Below are 23,997 nucleotides of genomic sequence, written 5' to 3'. Positions count from 1 at the left end.
GAACAAACTTATAATAATCTTGTTTTCTGGTATAGCCCTTTGCAGTGATAACTTACTCTCCCCTGTATTATTATCATTTATCAGAAAAAGATGAATTGATATTTTTTTGTTTTATCTTTTCTCGACATGTTTAATGTAATTTCATATAGACTTCCTTCTATCAACTTGATATTTAAGTTGGCCCGCAATAAGTTGCGGGCTTTTTTTTGCTTAAAATTTAAGATATTTAATGAAGTACATCAATTTAAGTACAGCAAGGGGTAGCATAATTTCTTACGCTTACTCTAATAAAGCAGCTTATAATTGCCCTAAAACTTGTGCTGGTTCAATTTTTGTCGCTCGCCAAGCAGGGTATATGGTAGCAACTAAAGACATCAATAATGCGGTAATTATGGTGATATAGACATCAGATAGATTTAACTGACTAGGAATATGATCAATAAAATAAACATCTGCCGATAAAACTTTAACTGTAAATATATTTTCAATAAAGACTACAATATCGGGTAGATTAAGCGCTAATAGTATTCCGAAGGCCCCGCCAATAGCCGTACCTAGCAAACCATTAACTAGCCCCTGATATATAAAGGTCAACATAATTAATTTATCACTAGATCCCATTGTTTTTAAAATCGCAATATCGCCTTTCTTATCATTAACGGCCATAATTAACGTTGATACTATATTGAAACTTGCTACCCCAATCACCAAGATTAGTACAATAAACATAACCATGCGTACCATTTGTATATCGTTAAATAAATGCCCTTGCGTACGTGTCCAATCCATAATATAAACATAATGATTAAAATTAGCAGCAATAGAGCGAGCGACACTCGGCGCAGAAAAAACATTATCTATTTTAATTCTAATCCCTTGTACTTCATCGTTTTGATAACCTTTAATTTCAGCTGCCTGTGTCAATGATATATAGGCAAGGGTTTCATCAACAGTACCGCCAAACTTAAATATACCAACAATTTCAACTTGTCTTTTCACTGGTGCAGAAAATAGGTTTTGATTACCCAGGTCATTTATTTCAGACATATGACTACTTGGTGGTAGTAAGATCTGTACTTTATCGCCGAGCTTCACTGCTAATTTTTTAGCAACTCCCGCGCCAATAACAATCCCGTTCCCTAGGTATTCTGTTACCATGGGGTCATTACTTTTTTTACTTTCACCTTGGTTCGATAAAGCATGCCAACTACCTGATACCATATAATTTTCAATATCAGATACAAGGGTTTCTAACTGAACATCAACTCCTCTAATTTCCAATGCCTTTAATTGGCTTTGATGCTGCATCATTCCTGTTAAATTAATCACCGGAGCGGCGGCAATGACTTCTGGATGACTCGCTATTCGCTTAACATTTAAAGGCCAATTTGATATCGGCTCATCAACCGATATTAATTCAGCATGAGGAACTATTGATAACAGTTTATTTGCCAATTCACGCTCAAAACCATTCATAGCACTTAAAGCGATAATTAATACCATAGTGCCCAAGGCAATACCAAGAGTAGAAGAAGCAGAGATAAAAGTAGAAAAACCATGTCCATTGCGACTTCGTACATAACGTAAAGCTAAAAAAATACTTAATGGGGTAAATATAGGGTATTTGCCACTTTTATGAGAGGTTGTTAATTTATCCATAGCTTATTGACTCAGTTACTTACAACATTATGTTGTACAAAGTTCGATAACTTGCCATGGTCTAATTGTAATTGTCTGTCCATACGCATCGCTAGCGAAATATCATGTGTAACAACAACAAAACTGGTTTGCACAGTTTTATTAAGACTACGGATCAATTGATATATCTGTTCAGCGGTATCGCTATCTAAATTGCCTGTTGGTTCATCAGCTAAAATCAATGAAGGTTTAGTCACTAATGCTCTAGCAATAGCTGTACGTTGCCTTTCACCACCCGACAATTCACTCGGTCTGTGATTAAAACGATGAGCTAACCCTACCTGTGATAGTACTTCTGAGGCAGAAGCTATCGCTTGCTTGGGCTTGTTCCCTCGAATTAATAAAGGCATAGCTACGTTTTCAAGGGCGGTAAACTCCATCATAAGATGATGAAATTGATAAATAAAACCTATATGTTGATTACGAAAAGTCGCTCTTTCTTTATCCGATAAACTTAAAATATTAACATCATTGATAAAAACTTCACCTGAACTAGGTAAATCTAAAGCGCCGGCAAGGTGTAAAAAAGTACTCTTGCCACAACCCGAGCTACCCACAATGGCAAGTAGCTCGCCTTTTTCAACTGTTAGCTCTAATTTATCCAAAATCTTAGTTTCTATATCGCCCTGCTTATATGATTTAGATAATTGACTACAATGTAATACTTTACTCATTACGTAAAACCTCTGCTGGTTGGGTTTTTGATGCTTGGAAAGCTGGATATAACGTAGCGATGAAGCTCATCCCTAAAGCTGATAGAACAATAACAACAACATTTACTAGCTCAAGCTGAACAGGTAAAGCTTGCATAGCATAGCCACTACCTAATATGTTCAACCCTAACGTTGACAATATTTCATTTAAATTTAACGCAATTAATACACCTAAAATACTACCGATCATCGCTCCCCATAAACCATTTACCATGCCTTGAGTAATAAATATTTTAACTATCCCAGCTCTAGATAAACCTAATGTTTGCAATATACCTATTTCACCTTGTTTTTCAACAACTACCATAACTAGTGCTGAGACAATATTAAAAGCAGCAACAGCAACAATTAAACTAAGCATTAGCCACATCATTTTTTTCTCCATATTAACAGCAGAGAAAAGTGCTCCTTGAGTTTCACTCCAGGTGGTATAAGTTAATTTATTCAACGCGGTTGTCTGCAAGTTAGCCGCTGTTAATGTATTCACCACTTGCTGCGCATTAAAAGCATCATCCAAATACAGTCGTAATTGATCAATGCCATCAGCAGTTCTACGTAATAATTTGGCACCTGATTCACTATGAACATAAACCATTGACCCATCAACTTGAGAGCCAACATCGAAAATGCCACGAATAACAAATTTACGTTGTACGGGAATTCTCCCCATCGGTGTAAAAATAGTTTTATTAGGTAAAACAAGGCGAACAGTATCGTTTATTGTTACTTTTAATTTTCTTGCCAGGGATTGGCCAATAACAATGCTATAGGGATGTTCGGATAAGCTATTTAAAGAGCCACTTATCATATGAGTACTGATAATGTTTTTTTGCTCAAATTCAGGGATAATCCCTTGCAATAAAACACCTTGTAAGTTTTTTGACGATTGAATAAGCGCTTCGCTACTTAAAAAAGGAGTTACCTGTTCAACATGCTTTTGTTTTAGTAGCTCTTCCCTTAAGGCAGGCCAGGAGTCAAAATTATTGGGCTTTGAATCATTTAAGTCTTGCGCAACAATTACATGTGGCACAATACCTAAAATACGTTTTTTTAGCTCCCCTTCAAAACCATTCATCACAGACACTACGGTAATAAGCGACGCTACACCTAGCAAAATGCCAACGGTTGAAAAGAAAGTAATAAATGAGATAAAGCCAGTACGCTTTTTACTACGGCTATAACGTAGTCCAATAAATAGGCTAACAGGTTGAAACATTTAATTATTGTTACTGAAATTATAAAATAAAATAGATAATCAAGCATAACACAGCCTGCGATTATTTAACGTTTTACTTGTTAGAAAGTATGTCTAAATAGTTCTATATCTGCTATAACCTTATAATTAAATACGATTTTTAAACACTTAAGCTAAGTAGTATAAAATTCATATAATTAAAGTGACAACAATGAATAAAGAAACAACAGCGCAAAAGCTAATAAAATATAATGAGTTTTTTTCGATTGAACATGATTTTTCAATTAACATAGTAGCCATTGATAGAAATAAACACATAACTTATGACGAATTTATAAACAACATGCCAACGCCATTTAAAATGGCCAGTGACATGTCGAGTTTAGATCAAGCTGCGTTACGTCCACTACAAGCGTTGTCAGGTGTGGCGAGTAAGTTAGTTGAATTTTTAAATCATCAATCAAATAAAATTGATTTATTGATTGGCTACATCCTACAACAAGAAGATGATGAAGCGCACAGATATCAAGGTATCAAGTTTGGTGGTGGTGGTTTATTATTTACTGCAAATAAATCTTTTGAATTATCACAACTTCTAGAGTTAAAAGTTTTTCTACAAAACGAAAATCATGCTGTTTATTGTTATGGTGAAGTTATTGAAATAGAAGAAGTTGATAAAGATTATTTACATAAGGTTATTTTTCACTTTATACGTGAAGACGATAGAGAAATACTAGTACGAAGCAGCTTACATGAGCAATCGAAACAACTTCAAGCGCTGGCTTTACAAAGAAATCAAGAAGATAAGAAAAACTAAGCACAATAATATCCTTATTATTTAGTGCTTGTAAGTTATCTTAATAATAGTAAAAAGCATATTGCTTAATTCAATTTTAATCCTTGTTATCTTCAACGATCGTTATCGTTTTTTGAATTAGTTTTACTCTGCCTGAATCAACTAATGCTTTTCGTAATACATATTCAATTTGAGCATTAACACTGCGAAGTTCATCGTCTGACCAACGCTGCATTGCTGCCAATACATCAGGGTTTATTCTTAATGGAAAGCTTTTTTTAGCCGCCATAATAACTCCTATAGTAATTTTTTATTGCGGCTAATAAAGACTGCCAGTATTTACAACAGGTTGTGTACTTTTATCACTACATAACACGACCAGTAGATTACTTACCATAGCGGCTTTGCGCTCTTCATCAAGCTCAACTATTGATTTTTCAGAAAGTTGCGTTAATGCCATTTCAACCATACCAACAGCGCCATCAACAATTAGCCTTCTAGCAGCAATGATCGCCGACGCTTGTTGTCGCTGTAGCATAGCGTTAGCAATTTCTGGTGCATAAGCTAAATGACTAATACGGGCTTCATGTACTTTAACACCGGCTTTTTCTAGCCTTTCTTGTATCTCACATTTTAATGCTTCAGAAACTTCTTTTGAATGGCTTCTTAAAGCAATTTCGTCGCCGTCATGTTGATCATAAGGGTAGCTAGTCGCCATATTTCGTAATGCTGATTCACTTTGTATATTCACAAAACTAATATAATCATCAACTTCAAACATCGCTTCAGCTGTATCACCTACAGACCAAACAACAACAGTCGCTATTTCTATAGGATTACCATGATTATCATTCACTTTCATTTGGTTTGATTCAAAATTTCGAACTCTAAGTGAAATGTTTTTACGTTTGAAGAAAGGAATACTCCAGCGTAAACCATTAGACTTTACAGTACCAACATAACTACCGAAAAAAGTCATCACTTTCCCCTGATTAGGCTGCACCATAAAAAAACCAGGTAATATAAATATGATAAACACAATGCCAACAAAGGATAAAACCCCAACATTATAATTAATAGCTTGACTCACAACCGCTCCTATAATTATCAATAATGCCAAAAAAACACTATAGCCATTGATTGAAAAACCTTTCTTCTCTTTCATATTTATTCCTTAAAAAAAAATTATGACATCAAAATGATATCATAATTATCTACTAATACTTAATGTTGTCAATTAAAAATGGTCAATACCACTAAGTAGAAGGCATAAAAAAACCCAACATTACTATTAATGTTGGGTTTAAAAAGCCTTATATCTTATTTATATTAGTGGCTATGCTAATATAAAACACTAACTCGAGGTTATCGATTAGATATGATCTACGGCCATAATTTCGTATTCAACCACACCACCTGGTGTTGAGATTTCAATTTCACTATCAACAGTTTTTCCTATTAGGCCACGTGCAATAGGTGAATTTATAGAAATTCTGTTTTGTTTAATATCTGCTTCGTCATCACCAACAATTTGATATTTAACTTCTTCTTCAGTATCAATATTAAGTAAAGTAACGGTAACACCAAATATAACTTTACCTGTATTAGTAATTTTAGTTACATCGATAATCTGTACATTACCTAACTTACCTTCAATTTCTTGAATACGGCCTTCACAGAAACTCTGTTGCTCACGAGCGGCATGATATTCAGCATTCTCTTTTAAATCACCATGTTCGCGCGCTGTTGCTATGTCAGAAACAATTCTAGGACGTTTGACTGTTTTTAAATAATTTAATTCTTCACGTAACGCATCAGCGCCGTGAACTGTCATTGGATATTGACTCATAATTTTAATCTTATCTTTTATGTAAAATGAAATAAGTGCGAGTAACAAAGCTCGTTTAGCTAAAAGCAAAACGGAACACATAGCTTAGTAATTCATATAACTACTAAGTATGTATTCCAACAGTGCTTGTGCTTAAAAAAGCAAGTTAGTCTGCTTATTTACAACGCTTATGTAATTCTTGGATAGACGTAACAGTATTTCTATCATCAGCAGCATGCGCTTGACAAGCTGCAAATGCAGCATTTAGTGTTGTAGTATATGCCACTTTATAGCGCAATGCTCCACCACGTAATACTTTAGAATCTTCAATAGCTTTACGCCCTTCGGTAGTATTGATGATATAAGTATATTCACTGTTTTTAATTCTATCAAGAATGTGTGGGCGACCTTCATGTACTTTATTAACTAAACGAACGGGTACATTAGCTTCACCTAAGATAATTGCTGTACCGTGTGTTGCATCAAGTTCATAACCTAAAGCAACCATTTGTTTAGCTAGTTCAACTACACGTACTTTATCAGAATTACGAACAGAAATTAATGCCCTACCCGACTTAGGTACAGATACCCCAGCACCTAAATTAGCTTTAGCATAGGCTTCTTCAAAAGTATTGCCGACCCCCATTACTTCACCTGTAGAACGCATTTCAGGACCAACTAATGGATCACTACCATGGAATTTGTTAAAAGGAATAACCACTTCTTTTACAGAGTAAAATGGTGGGATAACTTCTTCAGTAATACCTTGTTCGGTAAGCGATTTTCCAGCCATCACACGAGCACCAACTTTCGCTAAAGGTATAGATGTCGCTTTTGAAACAAATGGCACGGTACGCGCTGCTCTAGGATTTACTTCGATTAAGTAAACCTGATCACCTTTAACAGCCATTTGTGTATTCATTAATCCAATCACACCTAGCTCAAACGCTAGATCTGTTACTTGCTTGCGCATAACATCTTGAATTTCTTGGCTTAGGCTATAAGCAGGTAATGAGCAAGCACTGTCACCAGAGTGAACCCCTGCTTGTTCAATATGTTGCATAATGCCACCAATAACAACTCTTTCACCATCGCAGATAAGGTCGATATCAACTTCAATAGCATCATCTAAGAAGTGGTCTAATAACACAGGAGAATCATTTGATACACTTACGGCTTCTGTCATATAACGACGTAAGTCTTCTAAATCATAGACAATTTCCATTGCTCGACCACCTAGTACATAAGATGGACGAACAACTAATGGAAAACCAATAGCTTCAGCCTTTGCCATTGCTTCATCTAATGATGTAACAGTCGCATTCTCAGGTTGTAATAAGCCTAAACGATCAACCGCTTGTTGGAAACGCTCTCTATCTTCTGCACGATCAATCGCATCTGGAGAGGTACCAATAATTGGAACACCAGCAGCTTCTAAAGCACGTGCCAGCTTAAGTGGTGTTTGACCACCATACTGGACAATAACACCTTTTGGCTTTTCAATTCGAACAATTTCAAGTACATCTTCAAAAGTAATGGACTCAAAATATAATCTGTCTGATGTATCGTAATCTGTTGAAACTGTTTCAGGGTTACAGTTAACCATGATTGTTTCATAGCCGTCTTCACGTAATGCTAAGGCAGCATGAACACAACAGTAGTCAAACTCAATACCTTGTCCGATACGATTTGGCCCACCACCTAAAATCATAATTGATTCTTTATCTGTAGGATTCGCTTCACATTCTTCATCATAAGTTGAATACATATAAGCAGTGTCAGAGCTAAATTCTGCAGCACATGTATCGACTCGTTTGTAAACTGGGAAAATATTCGCATTATGACGCTTTTTACGAATCTCAGCTTCTGCAACACCAATAACATCAGCAAGACGAGCATCAGCAAAACCTTTACGTTTAAGTTTACGTAAATAGTCTGCATTCAGTATTTTCAATCCGCCTTCAGCTACTTTGGCTTCCTCTAAAACGATGTCTTCTATTTGTACTAGGAACCAACGATCAATTTTCGTTAAACGGAATACATCATCAACCGTTAAACCTAAACGGAATGCATCGGCAACATACCAAATTCTGTCAGAGCCAGCTTCTTGTAACTCATGCATAATTTTGGTTTTAGCACCAGGTTGCGTTACATCAACCATAGAGTCGAAACCATTTACGCCAACTTCTAAACCACGTAATGCTTTTTGCATTGATTCTTGCTGATTACGGCCAATAGCCATAACTTCACCAACTGATTTCATTTGCGTCGTTAATCGGTCTTCACAACCAGCAAATTTTTCAAAGTTAAAGCGTGGTATTTTAGTCACTACATAATCAATTGTAGGTTCAAATGATGCTGGTGTTTTGCCGCCAGTAATATCATTTGTTAATTCATCAAGCGTATATCCTACCGCTAATTTTGCTGCGATTTTAGCAATAGGGAAACCTGTTGCTTTAGATGCAAGCGCCGATGAACGTGATACACGAGGGTTCATTTCTATAATAACCATACGACCGGTATCTGGACAAACACCAAACTGTACGTTTGAGCCACCTGTTTCAACACCAATCTCACGTAGCACGGCTAGTGAAGCATTACGCATAATTTGGTATTCTTTGTCTGTTAACGTTTGTGCTGGCGCAACCGTTATAGAATCACCGGTATGAATCCCCATAGGATCGAAGTTTTCAATTGAACAAATAATGATACAATTATCATTTTTGTCACGAACCACTTCCATTTCGTATTCTTTCCAACCAATTAATGATTCATCAATTAATAACTCTGATGTTGGTGAAAGATCTAAACCTCGCGTACAAATATCATTAAACTCTTCAATATTATAAGCAATACCACCACCTGAACCACCCATCGTAAATGAAGGACGAATTATACAAGGGAAACCTAAGTTTTTGCTTGCTGCATGTGCTTCTTCAATCGTGTGAACAATTTCAGCACGTGGCGTTTCTAAGCCAATGGCTTTCATCGCTTTGTCGAAACGACTGCGATCTTCTGCTTTATCAATTGCATCAGCAGTAGCACCAATCATTTCAACATTAAATTCTTTTAATACACCTTGCGCCTCAAGTTCAAGTGCACAATTCAATGCAGTTTGACCACCCATAGTTGGTAGTACCGCACAAGGACGTTCTTTTTCAATAATTTTTCTAACAACTTCCCAATGAATAGGCTCGATATAAGTTGCATCAGCCATATCGGGGTCAGTCATAATTGTTGCAGGGTTAGAGTTAACCAAAATAACTCGGTAACCTTCTTCACGTAATGCTTTACATGCTTGCGCACCTGAATAATCGAATTCACAAGCTTGACCAATAACAATTGGGCCTGCACCTAAGATCAAGATACTTTTTAAATCTGTTCTTTTTGCCATGTCTCTATTCTCTCTTCTCTTGTCAAGGGTGTGGGTTAAGCCTGTTTTGCTTTGGCGTCGGTTTTATATTCGTTAATCAAGTCAATAAAATGGTCAAATAATGGTGCGGCATCATGTGGGCCTGGGCTTGCTTCTGGATGACCTTGGAAACTGAATGCGGGTTTGTCAGTGCGATGAATTCCCTGTAAAGAACCATCAAATAGCGATTTATGTGTTGTTCTTAAGTTATCAGGTAAATTATTTTCATCAACAGCAAAACCATGGTTTTGCGAAGTAATCATAACTACATCCCGGTCAATATCTTTCACTGGATGGTTAGCACCATGGTGACCAAATTTCATTTTAACAGTCTTAGCGCCACTGGCTAAACCAAGTAATTGATGGCCTAAACAAATACCAAAGACAGGAATATCTGTTGTTAAAAACTCTTTAATCGCGGTAATAGCATAATCACAAGGCTCTGGGTCACCAGGGCCATTTGATAAAAAGATACCATCAGGGTTCATAGCTAACACATCACTTGCTGATGTTTGTGCTGGTACTACCGTTAGTTTACAACCACGGTCTACTAACATGCGCAAAATATTGCTTTTAGCACCAAAATCATAAGCAACTACATGAAAGTCGAATTTTTCTGGTTCAGAGAAACCTTCCCCCATAGCGCTACCAAGTGCCCAACTACCTGAGGTCCATTGATATTGCTCTTTAGTAGAAACAACTTTGGCTAAGTCCATTCCTTTAAGACCTGGAAATGCTTTTGCTTGCGCTAAGCCATTAGTTTCTGCAGCTTGTAAAGTCTCATCATTAGCGTCATCAATAGTTAAGATACAACCATTTTGAGCGCCTTTTTCTCGTAAGATACGCGTTAATTTACGTGTATCAATATCAGCAATACCTAAAATATTATTGCTAACAAGGTATTCACTTAAGCTTTGTTCACTTCTAAAATTACTTGCAAGTAATGGTAAATCACGAATTACCAAACCTTTAGCAAAAATAGCGTCTGATTCTTTATCTTCACAGTTAGTACCTGTATTACCAATATGCGGGTAGGTTAGCGTGATAATTTGCTCTGCATATGAAGGATCGGTGAGGATTTCCTGATAACCTGTCATTGAAGTATTAAATACTACCTCACCAACAGCCGTTCCCTTTGCACCAATTGCGGTGCCTTTAAATACAGTACCGTCTTCCAGTACTAAAATCGCAGATATAGCCAATGTAACCTCCAAAAAAGAAGAAAAGAATGCAGAACCTTTACTTTAAAAATTAAATTTAAACTCTATTTAAATTGTCTTTAGTAGTAAGGTAAAACAATCACAAAATTTGTACATAAAAAATGCCAAAAAACGGCTTTGAGCTAAATTTTTGACAAAATCCACTTATTTTACGCTTGTAGACCACTTTCGTCTAGTGAAATTTTCAAAAACCTATTCTTTTATGTGATTTATTCACTTTTAACTGTCAAGCAGTTAAAAGTAGTAGTTATCTATTATTTCAAACCTAAAACATCTTGCATATCGTAAAAGCCATTATCAGCTTCACTCAACCAAAATGCGGCTCTCATAGCACCTAATGCGAAAGTCATTCGAGAGCTTGCCTTGTGAGTGATTTCTATACGCTCACCTAAATCAGCGAAATAAGCCGTGTGCTCACCAACAATATCACCCGCTCGAACCGTAGCAAAACCAATCGTTTCCTTACTACGTTCTTCTGTAATACCTTCTCGCCCGTACACCGCACATTCATTAAGGTCGCGCCCTAACGTATCAGCAATTACTTGCCCCATTTTAACGGCAGTCCCTGAAGGAGCATCTTTCTTAAATCGATGATGTGCTTCGAAAATTTCAATATCAGTATAATCGCCAATGGCTTTTGCTGTAATTTCCAGTAACTTAAACATTAAATTAACACCAACAGAAGTATTCGGCGCTAGCACGATAGGCGTTGATTGTCCGGCCTCTTTAATACGATGGACCTGTTCATCGTTAAACCCTGTAGTACCAATCACTAGTGCCTTATTATGTTCTTTGCACCAGTTAATATTTTCAAGTGACGTTTCTATTGATGTAAAATCAATAAAGACTTCAGCTTCATTTAATTGGCTTAACTCCGTAACCGTAGTTAGCCCCATCGCGCCTATACCCGCTAATTCACCAAGGTCGAAACCTGCAAATGAAGAACTACTACGAACGCTACCTCCAATCAATTCAATACTTTCATGTTCATGGGCTGCTTGAATAAGATTACGCCCCATTCTGCCACTACAACCTAATATTGCTACTTTTACTTTCATGTTTATTCTCTACTTTGAACCTGTCAGCATAACAGGATGATCTAATGTCTGTGAATTGGATAAGTCATGGGAAACAACATTAATAATTTTCAGCTTATTATCAACTAAAATTAAATGATAAATTGCGCAAAAATCAGCAAATATCTCCCCTTTTTCATCAAGAAACTCCCAATCTACACTCATTAAAAATAAATGATCAGTGACTAGAGAGTAACTTGCCTTTTTAATGAGTATATCACTGGTTTTTGCTTGCTGTAATTGATTAAAAATCTTAGTAAGCTCTTGCTGACATGCTTTGATATCTGTCACTAAAACAACTTGGTCAGGAGTATGCAGAGTACAAGGTAGGTAATAAGCAGTCGCAGCCTTATTCAAATCATAATGGGCAAATGCCGATAAATATTCCTTTAAAAATAATGTAACTTTTTTAGTCTGCATTCTATGTGTCACCAACAAGACAAGTTGTGTTAATTTTCACTTAAAAAAAAGCCCTCAACTGAGGGCTTTAAAATAACTAACTAGCTAACGATGCTAATTAATTCAACATCAAATACTAAGGTAGCATAAGGTGGGATAGCACCTTGTGAACCTTGCTCGCCATAAGCTAAGTTATAAGGAACTGTTAGCTTCCATTTACTACCTTCAGGCATTAACTGTAATGCTTCTGTCCAGCCAGCAATTACACCGCCAACTGGAAACTCTGCCGGCTGACCACGTTCAACTGAACTATCAAATACATCACCATTAGCGAAGGTACCATGATAATGAACACGAACAGTGCTAGCAGCTGTTGGCTTATCGCCGTCACCTGTTTCAATTACTTCATATTGTAAACCTGACTCTGTAACAGTAACTTCATCACGTTTAGCATTTTCAGCTAAAAAAGCTTCGCCTTCGGCTGCTTTTTCTTTAGCAATAGCTTGCTCTTGCTCTTGTAATTTTTTAGAAACTACAGTGAAAGCTTCATTTAAATCTTCATCTGATACTTGGCTTGCTGCATTAATTAATGCATCAGCAATACCTGCTTGTACAGCGGTAATATCAAATTCTTTAAAAGGGTTGTTACGTAATTGGTCACCTAATTGACGACCTACACCGTAGCTTACACGTTGCTCAATTGTTTCGTATTTGTTTTCAGACATATTTTTCACTTACTTTTTAAAAATTTGCGAGAGTCTATCATAAAGCTTAGCCAGTATGTAGGGTCGGAGTATCGCAATTTGTTATTTTTTATAAACGCTTTAAATATAAATACCAATCACTACTTCACACCACGTTGATTTAACGAATATAATAGGCAACGCATGTAACATTTATAATAAGAATTTATATTTATGACCACTTCTGCAGCAGAAGATCAACCAATAACGAATAAGAAAAGCCTCATTGCTTTACTGCCTTTTGCCGTATTTCTTGGCATATTTTTAGGTACTGGTATTATTTTAACGCTTCAAGGTGTTGAATTCGCTTTTTATCAACTCCCTGCCAGCATTGCTATTATTCCTGCTATTTTTGTGGCTATTTATCTTGGTAAGGTGTTAAGTAAAGAGCCTATTGATAAACAAATAGGGCAATTCATCAGTGGTGCAGGCCACGCCAACATTATGACCATGTGCATTATTTATCTACTGGCAGGGGCTTTTGCAACGGTAGCGAAAGCAACAGGAAGTGTTGATGCTAGTGTACAATTAGGTTTAGCATTTTTTCCTACTTATCTATTATTACCTGGTTTGTTCTTAGTTGCGGCATTTTTATCAACCGCGATGGGTACCTCAATGGGCACTATTGCTGCCATTGCTCCTATTGCTTTAGGTTTTATAGAGTCTGCAGGTATAGATTCAGCTTTAGTGGCGGGTTGTTTAATTTCAGGGGCTATTTTTGGTGATAATTTATCTATAATTTCAGACACCACCATTGCCTCAACACGTAGTCAAGGCGCTCACATGAAAGATAAATTTAAAGTGAACTTTAAATTTGCCGTGCCTGCTGCCATTATTTGTTTAATTATATTTTCAGTGTCAGGACAAAATATTGATTATCAATTGGCTAGTGATCCTGCCGTTTTAGGGCTGATTCCTTATATTGTTATTCTAATACTTGCCCTTTCTGGCGTTAATGTTTTTGTGGTTTTATCGTTAGGCATCGTATTAGCGGCAGCTATTGGTATGTTAACAAGCGACTATCAATTATCAGCACTAATAACTGATATCAATGCTGGTTTTTCTAGTATGCAAGATATCTTTATTTTGTCGTTGTTTATTGGAGGGTTAAGTGAATTAATTCGTCACCAAGGTGGCTTATCTGCGCTCACAAAAACTATTGAATCATTCGCACGAAAATTAAGCCCACATAATAAAAAGCGTGCCGCTGGTTTAGGTATTGCCGGATTGACTTTTGGTTGTAATTTTTTTACTGCCAATAATACCGTATCAATTATTATCACCGGCGAGACGGCAAAAGATTTGGCCACTGATGGGGAATTAACACCGGCACAATCTGCCAGCTTACTCGATGTGTTTGCCTGTATTAACCAAGGTTTATTACCTTATGGTGCACAGGCTTTATTATTAGGATCAACGTTAAGCATTTCACCGCTGGCAGTGATCTCTCATGCGTTTTACCCAATGATATTGTTCTTTACTGCAGGTATTGCATTCTGGCGAATGACAAAGAATTAATGTTCAATATAAACTTATACTTACTTTATTAACGTAGTGCTATCTTTTGTAACACTATAAATATCACTTGGTTTAAAGCCTAGAGTTATATGAAAATCTTTACTGTTTAGCAAAAAACGCTGACGAATTGATTGCCCATCAGCACTTTGAGCGACAACAAAGTAGGTTTTACTATCATCGCGTGCCACTGTACCTAAACCAAGTAAGTTAATATTAATCTGATTCGATAATTCGCCATTAACACCTGAAGCAAGTAACTTTTCAACTAATGCTTTATCTGCTAGTTGATATTCAGGTGGGCTAACTAATGTCATATGAAATAGTTGATGATCACGTGCCGCTTGAAATGCTCTATATTGCGGAAATTCATCCCCTAGTAATTTCTCTAATTGGGTTAAGTACACAAATAATTCTGCACGACTAACGACTGCACCTAAATAAGTTTGCCCTTGATTATCGGTCAATTTAGAGACTTTCAAACTAATAGTTTTGATGTTTTTACTATTGTCAGATGGTTGATGCTGATTTGCACTTAATGACTGGAGCGCCCTAACCTGCTTATTTGTCAGCTCAACTTTATCATCGGTTATGTTATGAGCTGACACATGAAACTGCATCAAAAGAATAAACATGGTTATCGATATTTTAATCATTAAATTCTCTTTATAATAAATAAGCTTTTATTTAGGGTTAGTTATGCTTTGCTAATAAAGCAACTAAATCGTCTTCTGTTAACACAGTTACACCTAAGTCTTGCGCTTTTGCTAATTTTGAACCTGATTTTTCACCAGCTACTAAAAAATGTGTTTTTGATGAGATACTCCCTGAGACTTTAGCACCTAAAAGCTGTAAAGCCGCTTTCGCTTCACTTCGCCCCATTTGCCTTAGAGTACCTGTTAACACAAATGTTTGGTCTGTTAATGGTAATTCCTCAGCAGTTTTAACAACAATGTCAGGCCAAGTCATTATTGCATCTAATGCTAATACAACCGCTAAATTGTGCTCTTCTTTAAAAAAGTTAACAATGTTTTTAGCGACAACCGCGCCTACATCATCAACAGCTTGTAAAGCCTCAAAACTTGCTGTGCGAATCGCTGTTAAAGTGTAAAAATAATTAGCTAAGTTAGCTGCAGTCGCCTCACCAACTTCTCGAATACCAAGACCATAAATAAATTTAGCTAATGTTGTATGCTTTGCTTTTTCCACCGAGGCAATTAAATTTTTTGCTGATTTTGCCCCCATTCGATCCATAGTACTAATATCAATTTCAGTTAAACTGAATAAGTCTGCAGGTGTAGAAATAAGACCTTCATCAACCAATTGTTCTACTAATTTATCACCTAGACCATCAACATCATGCGCTTTACGCGAGGCAAAATGTTTAATTGCTTCTTTCCTTTGTGCTTGACAAAATAGCCCAGCAGTACACCTTAGAACAGCCTCACCTTCAACTTTACTCACTTTAGAATCACAAACCGGGCAGGTTTGTGGAAATATAACGTCTTTAGCATCCTCAGTACGTTTTTCAAGTACAACCGAGACAATTTGAGGTATAACATCACCAGCACGACGAATAATAACTGTATCACCAATTTTCAAACCTAAGCGTTCAATTTCACTTTGATTATGTAATGTAGCGTTTGATACCGTAACGCCGCCAACAAATACCGGTTTTAAACGAGCCACTGGTGTAATAGCCCCTGTGCGACCTACCTGAAACTCAACATCTTCAATAAGCGTTAATTCCTCTTGTGCAGGAAATTTATAGGCCATTGCCCATCGCGGTGCTCGTGCAACAAAGCCAAGTCGTTCTTGTAATAAAATATTATCTACTTTTAATACAGTGCCATCTATTTCATAACTAAGCTGCTCTCGTTTACTTAAAATATCTTGATAAAAGCTTTGCACTTGTTCCTGATCATCAAGTAAACGAACTTCAGGACACATAGGTAAACCTAATGACTTAATTTGACATAAGCGTTGGTAATGGGAGTTTTTCAAAAAACCTTGCTCACCTTCAGGTGCATTATTTACCGTTAAATCACCGACAAAGCCGAGACCATAAGCATAAAAGTCTAAATTACGTTTAGCGGTAACTTTTGAGTCCAATTGCCGTAGACTGCCTGCGGCAGCATTACGAGGATTAGCAAATGATTTTTCACCTTTCTTTATCGCCATTTCATTTAAGCGCTCAAAACTCGCTTTAGGCATAAAAACTTCCCCTCGAACTTCAATAATATCAGGGTAGTCAATACCACTTTCGCCATTAAGCCTTAGAGGAATAGACTTAATGGTACGAATATTCTCGGTAATATTTTCACCTATACTGCCATCACCTCTTGTTGCCGCTTGAACTAAAAAGCCTTGCTCATAACGTAAGCTTACTGCTAAACCATCAAGTTTTGGCTCTGCACAGATAACAAGTTTTTCATCACTATTTAATCGATCACGAATACGTTTAATAAACGCTTGCCACTCGTCTATTGAAAAGACATTATCAAGCGATAACATAGGTATTTGATGGGTAACTTGGCTAAAAGCTTTTAACGCTTGGCCTCCCACTTTTTGGCTAGGAGAGTCAAGTGTTTTCAGCTCTGGGTGCTCTTGCTCTATTGCTGTTAACTCGCGCATTAACCGATCATATTCAGCGTCAGGGACAGTTGGTTGATCAAGTACATAATATTGATGATTATAGTGATTAATGTCTTGATGAAGTTGTTTTACTTTTTCAAATAACACTTGTGGAAGGTCAGTTGTCGACATGGGGTATTAACTCAAAAAAAGGCAGAGAACGCTTGGAAAGAGTCACTGTTTAATATAATTAAACAGTGACTAAAAATTTATTATCAAAATCGAGCAAGGCGATGTTGTCTATCAAACTCACGAATTTTACTAACATAATGCTGCTCTGTTTGCTTAGTCATTATATTACGTTTGTCATCAAGTAATTGTGCATTAAATTCATTAGCTAGCTGCTTAGCGGCTAATAACATTTGATCAAACGCGGCAAAGGGGTCACCGGCATTAGGAAGAGTCATAAATAAGCTGACTCCTTGTGTTACAAATGTTTCCATGGTATCCAAATCAAAAGAGCCTGGATTTAGCATGTTAGCTAAACTAAAAGTAACAGGGCCATTACCAGCACTATCTTGATGACGATGAAAAATGTTCATTTCTCCATATTTCATGCCCAAGGTTAATAAACTAGGTAAAAGTGCAGCGCCTGACATTTGGTGATTATCAGGCATTACCACACTAAGAATAATCACTTGTGTATCGATATTATTATTAACTTCAGCTTCGTTAGGGCCAGTTTTTTCCTGTGCATTATCAGCAACATTAGTGTTTGGCACATTTTCATCATCAATAGATACACCTTCACCAAAATTAATTTCCATTTGGTTTCTTTTTATTTCTTCTTTAGATAATGATTCGACCGGCTTAGTTGGTGTAAATTTTTTACTGGCAACTTGACTAGTATTGCCTCTTGCAGGTTTTGCATTAGTTACAGGCTGTTGATACATTGGCTGTTCTAAAGAAATTTCTTTTTTCGCTTCTATTTCAACTTGTGCCTGACTATTTTTTTGCTTTTTTAATTCAACATCATGCTCCGAAACTTTTTCATTAACAGCAAAGTCATTGTATAGCTCTTGATGCTGGCCGTTATCTAGGTGATTAATTTCTTCGAGACTAATAGTTTGTTCAAAGTCTTTTTCACTTTCTACTTTAGGTTCATTAGCCTGCTTTAATACTTTTACTTGGCCTACACCATATTGATCAAAACCACTATCATCAAAATTTCTAGAGACTGGCTCAACTTTTTCCTTGCTGGTTTTAAGTTTATAAGGATTTTTTTGCTTGCGAATGGTCCATAAACCATGAATAAATATAGCAGCAATAATAAAACCGCTAAGAATAATTAATGCGTTTCTGAAGTTATCTTCCATTGTTATGCCTGTCTTGTAATTCTTTTTTAAGGAAAATTGTGATTATTATTATAGTCTTTCTTATCATACTCATGTTACCTCAAGATATTTAATTCAGCGAGAAAAAAGTATGATGAATAAAAATAAAATACCATATAAACTCTAACAGAAATAGTGCCACTTTGTAACAAGTTAGTACTGTAATTACATGCAATCAGACTTTATAATCAGTCGATTAATATTAAGGTGTTATTATTTATACATGTCTAGATATACAAACAAACAATTTACTAATAAAAATTCCCCTTTAGCGCTAAGTGGTGCCGGCTATTTATTCAAAGGTTTTGAGCTTATTCGTTTAAAAGGTATTCGTCGATTTGTTTTTATACCACTATTAGTTAATTTAGTGCTTTTTAGTTGTGCCTTCTATTATATATATAGAGAATTAGAACATTATATGCAGCTAATGATAGGGTGGTTACCAAGTTGGCTTGATTGGCTTAGCGCAGTGTTATGGCCTTTAGCTGTAATAACGGTATTAATAGTATTTTCTTTTTTATTTAGTACTGCGGCTAATTGGTTAGCTGCTCCCTTTAATGGTTTATTATCTGAAAAAATAGAACATTTGTTAGTAGGGGAAACTGGCCCAAGTGAGAGTATGTTAACCATCGTAAAAGATACCCCTAGAGCTTTAGGCCGAGAATGGACAAAACTCGTCTATTACATTCCTCGCGCTATTGGCTTTTTTGTTTTAATGTGGATATTACCAGTTATAGGGCAGGTTATTTGGTTTTTATTTGTTGCTTGGATGATGGCAATACAATATAAAGATTACCCTTTTGACAATCATAAAATTTCTTTTTTTGATATGAAGCAAGCATTAAAAAAACAACAAGGATTAAGTTATAGCTTCGGTATAACGGTTACAGTCTTTGCCATGATACCTATTGTTAACCTAATTATTATGCCTGTTGCTATTTGTGGTGCTACAGCCCTTTGGGTTGATCATTATCGTAAAGACTTTTTATAAAAACGAAAGGAAGTTCTTGCTCAATAAACGACTTCAATTTGTCAGTATTTTTTATTGCGCGTAACCTCGTACTCTAATAAAGAATCATCTATATTGATAATAGTTGCATTAAAGGAATAGGAGTTTATTACATGAAAGTAAAAAGTATAAGTAGATACAGCATATTAATTGCAGCTATTATATTTAATTTAAGTGCTATTTCGATGGCAAGTGAGATAAATAAAAGCCCTATTATTACCGTACCTGTGTTAAAAGATGCGCATATATTTGCTGACTTTACCGATACGCTTCCCGCTGTTGTTAATTATTATACTTTAGCCACTAAAGAACAAATTATCACTTATTATTCTCAGCAATTTGGCAAGCCTATTTCACAACAAAACACACAAAACTATTTAACCCTACTCTATCAACAAGAACAAAAAATGATTAGAATTGTTCTCTCTCAACAAGAAAATCAGCGTCAAGTTGATATTATAATAGAGTCAAATAAAAGTTAGCGTATATTCTATTAGGTTACTTTTATTAAAAAAAAGCCCTGTAATTCATTATGAATACAGAGCTTCATTAATTATTATTGATAAGACTATAGTCAATAACTTTATTCTGGTTCTATTTGTGCTGTTTTTACTTCCATGTCATCAGCGACTGAATTACTACTCAGTATTGCTGAAACGGTCATTACAAATACTGCAAAAATAACCGTTGTCAACTTTAACCCTTTAGGGGATGACTTTCGCATTTTAGCTACCTAATTTTTATTTTAATTTTATCTCTTACGTTAGTTGTCTATTCTTATTATTTTATAAACGTTCAATTTATGTACTTTTAATACAAAAACACAAAAAAACATTAATGTAAACAACCTGATTAAAAACTAAACTATTTGATTTCATAATTCAAGGCAATTATTGATTTTTCTATTATTTATTATGTTTTTACAAAAAAATTTATTAGTAAGGTCTAATTGTTATGTGCTGTGAGGACTTTTATCATTATTTACCCTATTTATTTTTTACAAAGGAATTAAAAACTAAATCCCTACCATATTTCAATTTCTTTATTTCTTAATAAAAATCAATATATATGTTTTTTTACACAAAAATTATACTTATCACCTTAAGTAACCGAAAAAAAGATAAAAAATTATGTAATATCATTTGCGATATATCTGATGGTAGGAGAAAATACGCGCAATTCAATTATACCCTTTTAATAAAAAGTAAATCGGAGCTAATATGTCGTCGCGTCAAGAACTAGCCAATGCAATTCGTGTTTTAAGCATGGATAGCGTACAGAAAGCAAAATCAGGACACCCTGGTGCCCCTATGGGGATGGCAGATATCGCTGAAGTTTTATGGCGTGATTTTTTAAAGCATAACCCTACTGACCCTAATTGGGCTGACCGTGACAGATTTATTCTTTCAAACGGCCATGGTTCAATGTTAATTTATTCTTTATTACATTTATCTGGTTATGATTTATCTATTGATGATTTAAAGAACTTCCGTCAATTACACTCTAAAACTCCTGGTCATCCTGAATATGGTTATACTCCTGGTGTTGAAACAACAACAGGTCCATTAGGCGCAGGTATTTCTAATGCCGTAGGTATGGCTATTGCTGAGAAGACTTTAGCTGCTCAATTTAACCGCGAAAATCATGACATAGTTGATCATTTTACTTATTGTTTCTTAGGTGATGGTTGTTTAATGGAAGGTATTTCTCATGAAGCTTGTTCATTAGCAGGTACGTTAGGATTAGGTAAATTAATCACTTTTTGGGATGACAATGGTATTTCTATTGATGGTCATGTTGAAGGTTGGTTTACAGATAACACGCCACAACGTTTTGAAGCTTACGGTTGGCACGTAATTAGTGTTGATGGCCATGATAGCGAAGCGATTGCAGCAGCAATTACTGAAGCAAAATCAGTGACAGACAAACCAAGTATGATTTGTTGTAAAACTATTATAGGTTTTGGCTCTCCAAATAAATCAGGCACACATGATTGTCACGGCGCACCATTAGGTGATGATGAGATAGCTGCCACACGCGAATTTTTAAACTGGCCACACGCACCATTTGAAGTACCAGAAAATGTATATTCACAATGGGATCAAAAAGCAAAAGGCGCAGCTAAGCAAGTAAGCTGGAATGAAAAATTCTCGGCTTACCAAGCGGCTTACCCAGAGCTAGCAAGTGAGTTTGAACGTCGTGTAATTAAAGGTGAATTACCACAAGATTTTGAAGAAAAAGCCAATGCATTTATTCAGCAATGTCATGAGAATGCTGAAAATATCGCGTCACGCAAAGCATCTCAAAATGCTATTGAAGCTTTTGGTCCTGTATTACCAGAAATGTTAGGCGGCTCTGCCGATTTAGCCGGTTCAAATTTAACCCTGTGGTCTGGCTCAAAAGGTATAGAAACTGATCCAGCTGGTAATTACATATTCTACGGTGTACGTGAATTTGGTATGAGCGGCATAATGAACGGTGTTTCATTACATGGCGGCTTCATCAACTACGGCGCTACTTTCATGATGTTTATGGAATATGCACGTAATGCTGTACGTATGTCTGCTTTAATGGGTATTCAAAATATCTTTGTTTACACCCATGATTCAATTGGTCAAGGTGAAGATGGTCCAACTCATCAGCCGATAGAGCAATTAACAAATTTACGTACTACACCTAATTTAACCACATGGCGACCATGTGATGCTACTGAGTCAGCTGTAGCTTGGAAAGCTGCGGTACAAAATCAAAAAGCACCTTCTGCTTTGATTTTCTCACGTCAAGGTTTACCTGCAATGGCCCGTAGTCAAGAGCAAGTAAACGATATTGCAAAAGGTGGTTATATTTTACAAAATTGTGAAGGAACTCCTGAGGTAATTCTTATTGCTACCGGTTCAGAAGTAGCATTAGCGATTGATTCAGCTAAATCACTGACAGAGCAAGGTACCAAGGTTCGTGTTGTATCTATGCCATCAACTAATGTTTTTGACGCACAAACAAGTGATTATAAAGAATCTGTATTACCTGCTAACGTTACTAAACGTGTTGCTATTGAAGCTGCTCATGTTGATTTTTGGGCTAAATATGTTGGTTTAAACGGCGCGGTAGTAGGTATGACTACTTTTGGTGAATCTGCACCAGGTAATGTATTACTTGAACACTTTGGCTTTACCGTTGATAACGTTATCAAAACAGTCAACGCGCTTTAAGCTTACAGCTTAGCTTTATACTTTAGTAATAAGCAAGTAGAAAACGGTGGGCAAGAAATTGCCCACCTTACACATCTAGGTACAGTGAATAACATCACTTCAAGTAATTTATGATAAATATTGCTATTAACGGCTTTGGTCGTATTGGTCGAAGTATTGTTCGCTCGCTTTATGAAAGCGGTAGAAATAACACTTTCAGAATAGTTGCGATAAACGACTTAGCACCCGCAACCGGTATTGCTCATTTATTGAAATACGATACAACCCATGGACGGTTTGCTTTTTCTGTTGAACAAGAAGACGAAAAGCTATTTATTTCCAATAAAAGTACCTCACAAACTAACCAATTTAGAAATGAAATAGCATTACTTCATTTTGACAAAATTGAACAAATCCCTTGGCGTGAACACAAAATTGATATCGTTCTCGACTGTACAGGAAAATTTGGCAGTAAAGCCGATGGTTTAGCGCACATTAAACAAGGTGCTAAAAAAGTATTATTTTCTCATCCTTGCACCCAAGATATTGATGCAACCATTATTTATGGAATAAATCATCAAGAACTTACCAGTGATGACACGGTTGTATCAAATGGCTCATGCACAACTAACTGCATAGTACCTGTAATAAAAGTGCTTGATGATGCCTTTGGTATTGAAAGCGGTACTATAACAACAATTCATTCTTCTATGCATGATCAACAAGTCATCGATGCTTATCACCCTGATCTACGACGTAGTCGTGCTGCTAGCCAGTCTATTATACCTGTTGATACAAAATTAGCGGTCGGCATTGAACGAATTTTACCTAAATTTAAAGGTAGGTTTGAAGCCATTGCTGTTCGAGTACCAACATTGAATGTTACAGCAATGGATTTAAGTGTTACGGTTAATGAAGATGTCAGTATTCATGCTATTAACCAAATAATACAGCAAGCTGAAGCAACACCATTAGCTCAACAAGGCTTACAAGGCATATTAGCTTATACCGAAGAAGCGCTAGTTTCTGTTGATTTTAATCACGATACCCATTCTTGTATCGTCGATGGTAATCAAACACGTGTTAGCCATAAACGTTTAGTTAAAATGCTAATCTGGAGTGACAATGAGTGGGGATTTGCAAATAGAATGTTAGACACTGCTCAAGCAATGGCCTCTATTTAGTCCTCATCACTGAGCTAACTAGTCAGTTAAACCGAATATTATAAAACAAAAAG

Annotated in this window: 21 protein-coding genes; 6 read left to right on the top strand and 15 right to left on the bottom strand. The window is 36.1% G+C overall.

Annotation, left to right across the window (positions count from 1 at the left end; genetic code table 11):
• Positions 1-297: 297 nt before the first annotated feature.
• The 3 genes from lolE to Q4503_RS15210 are packed head-to-tail and all read right to left on the bottom strand — an operon-like array spanning position 298 to position 3,627.
• A complete protein-coding gene (gene lolE, locus Q4503_RS15220; RefSeq protein ID WP_252727438.1) occupies positions 298-1,659 on the bottom strand; it encodes a lipoprotein-releasing ABC transporter permease subunit LolE in 1,362 nt (453 codons plus the stop codon).
• 11 nt (positions 1,660-1,670) lie between these two features.
• Complete coding sequence (lolD, locus tag Q4503_RS15215) at positions 1,671-2,372, bottom strand: lipoprotein-releasing ABC transporter ATP-binding protein LolD (RefSeq protein ID WP_215972640.1); 702 nt, start codon at positions 2,370-2,372, stop codon at positions 1,671-1,673.
• Positions 2,365-3,627, bottom strand: coding sequence for a lipoprotein-releasing ABC transporter permease subunit (locus tag Q4503_RS15210; RefSeq protein ID WP_303602783.1), 1,263 nt, complete (start codon positions 3,625-3,627; stop codon positions 2,365-2,367). The genes lolD and Q4503_RS15210 overlap by 8 nt, the downstream gene beginning before the upstream one ends.
• Positions 3,628-3,817: 190 nt before the next feature.
• Between Q4503_RS15210 and Q4503_RS15205 the strand changes: the two genes are divergently transcribed.
• Positions 3,818-4,423 carry a PilZ domain-containing protein gene (locus Q4503_RS15205; protein ID WP_215972642.1) on the top strand — a complete coding sequence of 202 codons (606 nt, stop codon included), beginning with the start codon at positions 3,818-3,820 and terminating at the stop codon, positions 4,421-4,423.
• Positions 4,424-4,499: 76 nt separating this feature from the next.
• Here Q4503_RS15205 and Q4503_RS15200 read toward each other — a convergent pair whose 3' ends face one another.
• The 8 genes from Q4503_RS15200 to Q4503_RS15165 all read right to left on the bottom strand — a co-directional run bounded on the left by Q4503_RS15200 (position 4,500) and on the right by Q4503_RS15165 (position 13,062).
• A complete protein-coding gene (locus Q4503_RS15200; RefSeq protein ID WP_215972643.1) occupies positions 4,500-4,691 on the bottom strand; it encodes a hypothetical protein in 192 nt (63 codons plus the stop codon).
• A gap of 30 nt (positions 4,692-4,721) precedes the next feature.
• The gene (locus Q4503_RS15195) at positions 4,722-5,567 is read right to left on the bottom strand and encodes an SPFH domain-containing protein (RefSeq protein WP_303602782.1); all 846 of its coding nucleotides are present in this window, start codon (positions 5,565-5,567) and stop codon (positions 4,722-4,724) included.
• Positions 5,568-5,774: 207 nt separating this feature from the next.
• Complete coding sequence (gene greA / locus Q4503_RS15190; RefSeq protein ID WP_215972645.1) at positions 5,775-6,251, bottom strand: transcription elongation factor GreA; 477 nt, start codon at positions 6,249-6,251, stop codon at positions 5,775-5,777.
• A 154-nt stretch (positions 6,252-6,405) separates the two neighbouring features.
• Entirely contained in the window at positions 6,406-9,624 is a 3,219-nt protein-coding gene (gene carB, locus Q4503_RS15185; RefSeq protein WP_215972646.1) for a carbamoyl-phosphate synthase large subunit, read from the bottom strand.
• Positions 9,625-9,659: 35 nt separating this feature from the next.
• The gene (carA, locus tag Q4503_RS15180) at positions 9,660-10,844 is read right to left on the bottom strand and encodes a glutamine-hydrolyzing carbamoyl-phosphate synthase small subunit (RefSeq protein ID WP_215972647.1); all 1,185 of its coding nucleotides are present in this window, start codon (positions 10,842-10,844) and stop codon (positions 9,660-9,662) included.
• Between the two features lie 272 nt (positions 10,845-11,116).
• Positions 11,117-11,920 carry a 4-hydroxy-tetrahydrodipicolinate reductase gene (gene dapB, locus Q4503_RS15175; RefSeq protein WP_303602781.1) on the bottom strand — a complete coding sequence of 268 codons (804 nt, stop codon included), beginning with the start codon at positions 11,918-11,920 and terminating at the stop codon, positions 11,117-11,119.
• A gap of 9 nt (positions 11,921-11,929) precedes the next feature.
• Positions 11,930-12,358 (bottom strand): hypothetical protein, encoded by a 429-nt coding sequence (locus Q4503_RS15170; protein WP_303602780.1) that lies wholly within the window; start codon positions 12,356-12,358, stop codon positions 11,930-11,932.
• Between the two features lie 80 nt (positions 12,359-12,438).
• Positions 12,439-13,062, bottom strand: a complete 624-nt coding sequence (locus Q4503_RS15165; protein ID WP_303602779.1) for an FKBP-type peptidyl-prolyl cis-trans isomerase — start codon at positions 13,060-13,062, stop codon at positions 12,439-12,441.
• Between the two features lie 192 nt (positions 13,063-13,254).
• On the opposite strand from Q4503_RS15165, the gene Q4503_RS15160 reads away from it, so the two are divergent.
• Positions 13,255-14,598, top strand: coding sequence for a Na+/H+ antiporter NhaC family protein (locus Q4503_RS15160; RefSeq protein WP_215972651.1), 1,344 nt, complete (start codon positions 13,255-13,257; stop codon positions 14,596-14,598).
• Between the two features lie 20 nt (positions 14,599-14,618).
• On the opposite strand, the gene Q4503_RS15155 is transcribed toward Q4503_RS15160, so the two are convergent.
• The 3 genes from Q4503_RS15155 to zipA form a co-directional block, all read right to left on the bottom strand.
• A complete protein-coding gene (locus tag Q4503_RS15155) occupies positions 14,619-15,251 on the bottom strand; it encodes a hypothetical protein (RefSeq protein ID WP_215972652.1) in 633 nt (210 codons plus the stop codon).
• Between the two features lie 37 nt (positions 15,252-15,288).
• Complete coding sequence (ligA, locus tag Q4503_RS15150; RefSeq protein WP_303602778.1) at positions 15,289-17,361, bottom strand: NAD-dependent DNA ligase LigA; 2,073 nt, start codon at positions 17,359-17,361, stop codon at positions 15,289-15,291.
• Between the two features lie 83 nt (positions 17,362-17,444).
• The gene (zipA, locus tag Q4503_RS15145; RefSeq protein WP_303602777.1) at positions 17,445-18,545 is read right to left on the bottom strand and encodes a cell division protein ZipA; all 1,101 of its coding nucleotides are present in this window, start codon (positions 18,543-18,545) and stop codon (positions 17,445-17,447) included.
• A gap of 241 nt (positions 18,546-18,786) precedes the next feature.
• Here zipA and cysZ point away from each other — a divergent pair, with 241 nt between their 5' ends.
• The gene (cysZ, locus tag Q4503_RS15140) at positions 18,787-19,554 is read left to right on the top strand and encodes a sulfate transporter CysZ (RefSeq protein ID WP_215972655.1); all 768 of its coding nucleotides are present in this window, start codon (positions 18,787-18,789) and stop codon (positions 19,552-19,554) included.
• A gap of 131 nt (positions 19,555-19,685) precedes the next feature.
• Positions 19,686-20,054, top strand: coding sequence for a hypothetical protein (locus Q4503_RS15135; RefSeq protein ID WP_215972656.1), 369 nt, complete (start codon positions 19,686-19,688; stop codon positions 20,052-20,054).
• Between the two features lie 101 nt (positions 20,055-20,155).
• Here Q4503_RS15135 and Q4503_RS15130 read toward each other — a convergent pair whose 3' ends face one another.
• Complete coding sequence (locus tag Q4503_RS15130; RefSeq protein ID WP_215972657.1) at positions 20,156-20,296, bottom strand: hypothetical protein; 141 nt, start codon at positions 20,294-20,296, stop codon at positions 20,156-20,158.
• Between the two features lie 496 nt (positions 20,297-20,792).
• Between Q4503_RS15130 and tkt the strand changes: the two genes are divergently transcribed.
• Both tkt and epd read left to right on the top strand, forming a co-directional pair.
• Positions 20,793-22,781 (top strand): transketolase, encoded by a 1,989-nt coding sequence (gene tkt, locus Q4503_RS15125; RefSeq protein ID WP_303602776.1) that lies wholly within the window; start codon positions 20,793-20,795, stop codon positions 22,779-22,781.
• Positions 22,782-22,891: 110 nt separating this feature from the next.
• Positions 22,892-23,944, top strand: coding sequence for an erythrose-4-phosphate dehydrogenase (gene epd, locus Q4503_RS15120; RefSeq protein ID WP_303602775.1), 1,053 nt, complete (start codon positions 22,892-22,894; stop codon positions 23,942-23,944).
• Positions 23,945-23,997: the final 53 nt, after the last annotated feature.

The sequence above is a fragment of the Colwellia sp. 6_MG-2023 genome (assembly GCF_030547765.1).
Taxonomy (GTDB): Bacteria; Pseudomonadota; Gammaproteobacteria; order Enterobacterales; family Alteromonadaceae; genus Colwellia.
This window is presented reverse-complemented; position numbering and strand designations above follow the sequence as displayed.